Origin of the sequence: Pseudomonas sp. MD195_PC81_125, assembly GCF_014060985.1 — a bacterium.
GTDB classification, from domain to species: domain Bacteria; phylum Pseudomonadota; class Gammaproteobacteria; order Pseudomonadales; family Pseudomonadaceae; genus Aquipseudomonas; species Aquipseudomonas parakoreensis.
The window spans coordinates 1-3,070 of sequence record NZ_JABULD010000647.1; the positions used below are offsets into that span (position 1 = coordinate 1).

Here is a 3,070-nt window from a genome sequence, read left to right on the forward strand (position 1 = left end):
GGTGTATCAGTCGAAGTATCCGGAGCTGACAGACCGTCTTCGCGAGCAGGCTCGCTCCCACAAAAAAGCATCACATCCGGAACACGCCGAAGCGGCTCGGTTCGATAGGCGCGTTCAGCGACGCGGACAAGGCCAGAGCCAGCACGTCACGAGTCTGCGCCGGATCGATGACGCCGTCGTCCCACAGTCGTGCGCTGGAATAGTAGGGGTGACCCTGCTCTTCGTACTGATCGAGAATCGGTTGTTTGATCTCGGCTTCCTGTTCCGTACTGAAGGCTTGGCCGCTGCGTTCAGCCTGCTCGCGTTTGACCTGCACCAGTACGCCCGCGGCCTGCTCGGCACCCATCACGCCGATGCGCGCATTCGGCCACATCCACAGGAAACGCGGATCATAAGCGCGCCCGCACATGCCGTAGTTACCGGCACCGAAACTGCCGCCGATGATCACGGTGAATTTCGGCACCTTGGCGCAGGCCACCGCCGTCACCAGCTTCGCGCCGTGCTTGGCGATGCCGCCGGCCTCGTATTTCTGCCCGACCATGAAGCCGGTAATGTTCTGCAGGAACAGCAGCGGAATGCCGCGCTGGCAGGCCAGTTCGATAAAGTGCGCGCCTTTCTGCGCGGCTTCGGCGAAAAGGATGCCGTTGTTGGCGAGGATCGCGATCGGGTAGCCGTGCAGGTGAGCGAAGCCGCACACCAGCGTGGTACCGAACAAGGCTTTGAATTCATCGAACACCGAGCCGTCGACCAGTCGCGCAATCACTTCGCGCACGTCGAACGGCTGTTTGGCGTCGGCAGAAACCACACCGTACAACTCATCGCTGGGGTACAGCGGCGCAATCGGCGTGCGCTGCTGCACTTCACCGAGCTTGCGCCAGTTGAGGTTGGCGACACTGCGGCGAGCGAGGGCGAGGGCGTGTTCGTCGCTCTCGGCGTAATGGTCGGCAACCCCGGAAATCTTGCAGTGCACATCGGCACCGCCGAGGTCTTCAGCGCTGACCACTTCACCGGTCGCGGCTTTCACCAGCGGCGGGCCGGCGAGGAAGATCGTTGCCTGATTGCGCACCATGATCGCTTCGTCCGCCATCGCCGGCACATAGGCGCCGCCAGCGGTGCACGAGCCCATGACCACGGCGATCTGCGGAATGCCCATCGCGCTCATGTTGGCCTGGTTGAAGAAGATCCGGCCGAAGTGCTCGCGATCCGGGAACACCTCGTCCTGACGCGGCAGGTTGGCGCCGCCCGAGTCCACCAGATAGATGCACGGCAAGCGGTTCTGCTGGGCGATGGTCTGCGCGCGCAGGTGTTTTTTTCACGGTCAGCGGATAGTACGAACCACCTTTCACCGTCGCGTCGTTGGCGACGATCATGCACTCGACGCCTTCGACCCGGCCGATCCCGGCGATCACGCCGGCGGCGGGAACGTCTTCGCCATAGACCGCGTGTGCGGCGAGCTGGCTGATTTCCAGAAACGGCGAGCCCGGGTCCAGCAGGCGATTGATCCGCTCACGCGGCAGCAATTTACCGCGCGAGGTGTGGCGTTCCTGGGCTTTCGCACCGCCACCTTGCGCCACGTGGGCGAGCAGGGTGTGCAGGGCGTCGACCTGTTCGAGCATCGCCGCGCTGTTGGCGGCGAACTCCGCTGAACGGGGGTTGAGCTGGGTATGCAGGATAGCCATGGACAGCTCCGTTTAGCGGGTTTCGTTGAACAGTTCGCGGCCGATCAGCATGCGCCGGATCTCACTGGTGCCAGCGCCGATTTCGTAGAGCTTGGCGTCACGCAGCAGGCGCCCGGCCGGGAATTCGTTGATGTAGCCGTTGCCGCCGAGAATCTGGATCGCGTCGAGGGCCATTTGCGTCGCGCGTTCGGCGGTGTAGAGGATCACCCCGGCGGCGTCCTTGCGCGTGGTTTCGTTGCGCTCGCAGGCCTGGGCCACGGCGTAGAGGTAGGCGCGGCTGGCGTTGAGCTGGGTGTACATGTCGGCGACTTTGCCCTGGATCAGCTGGAATTCGCCGATGCTCTGACCGAACTGCTTGCGGTCGTGGATGTACGGCACGATCAGGTCCATGCACGACTGCATGATCCCGGTCGGGCCGCCGGACAGCACGACGCGCTCGTAATCGAGGCCACTCATCAGCACTTTCACGCCGCCGTTGAGCACGCCGAGGATGTTTTCTTCCGGCACTTCGACGTCATCGAAAAACAGCTCGCAAGTGTTGGAACCGCGCATGCCGAGCTTGTCGAACTTGTTGCTGCGGCTGAAGCCTTTCCAGTCGCGTTCGACGATGAACGCAGTGATGCCGTGCGGGCCTTTTTCCAGGTCGGTCTTGGCGTAGATCACGTAGGTGTTGGCGTCGGGGCCGTTGGTGATCCAGGTCTTGCTGCCGTTGAGCACGAAGCGGTCGCCGCGTTTATCGGCGCGCAGTTTCATCGAGACCACGTCGGAACCGGCGTTCGGCTCGCTCATGGCGAGGGCGCCGACATGTTCGCCGCTGATCAGCTTGGGCAGGTATTTGCTTTTTTGTTCGTGGTTGCCATTGCGGTTGATCTGGTTCACGCAAAGGTTGGAATGCGCGCCATAGGACAGTGCCACTGAGGCCGAACCGCGGCTGATTTCTTCCATTGCCACCACGTGCGCCAGATAGCCCAGGCCCGCACCGCCGTACTCTTCCGGTACGGTGATACCCAGCAGGCCCATGTCGCCGAACTTGCGCCACAGGTCGGCCGGGAACAGGTTGTCGTGGTCGATCTGCGCGGCACGTGGGGCGATCTGATCGGCGACGAAGGACTGAACCTGATCGCGCAGCATGTCGATGGTTTCACCGAGGGCGAAGTTCAGGGATGGGTAGCTCATGGGTCACCTTTTGGCTTTTTTTGTAGGGTGGGGAGGGCAGTCGAACGGCTCTCACCTTTACGTTAACGTAAGCCTGCGCTGGTTGGCTGTCAATCACCCTTTACGTTAACGTCAACTTGAGCGAGAGTAGGGGCACCTCAGGATTGAAAGCGGACTGCTTTTTTATGGGCGAGAGCTTGTGTGGCGAGGGGATTTATCCCCGATGGTTGGCGAAG

Annotated in this window: 1 protein-coding gene and 1 pseudogene; both read right to left on the reverse strand. The window is 62.1% G+C overall.

Translation table 11 applies throughout. The annotated features are described in order from the left end of the window. Positions 1-70 precede the first annotated feature (70 nt). A pseudogene (locus HT737_RS25725) lies at positions 71-1,679 on the reverse strand (carboxyl transferase domain-containing protein). Between the two features lie 12 nt (positions 1,680-1,691). Next, positions 1,692-2,855: an isovaleryl-CoA dehydrogenase gene (locus HT737_RS25730; protein WP_047291661.1), complete on the reverse strand. Its 1,164-nt coding sequence runs from the start codon at positions 2,853-2,855 to the stop codon at positions 1,692-1,694. Positions 2,856-3,070 lie beyond the last annotated feature (215 nt).

Excerpts from the sequence above, each read along its gene's own strand:
- HT737_RS25730 (WP_047291661.1), bottom strand. The coding sequence starts at position 2,855 with ATGAGCTACCCATCCCTGAACTTCGCCCTCGGTGAAACCATCGACATG.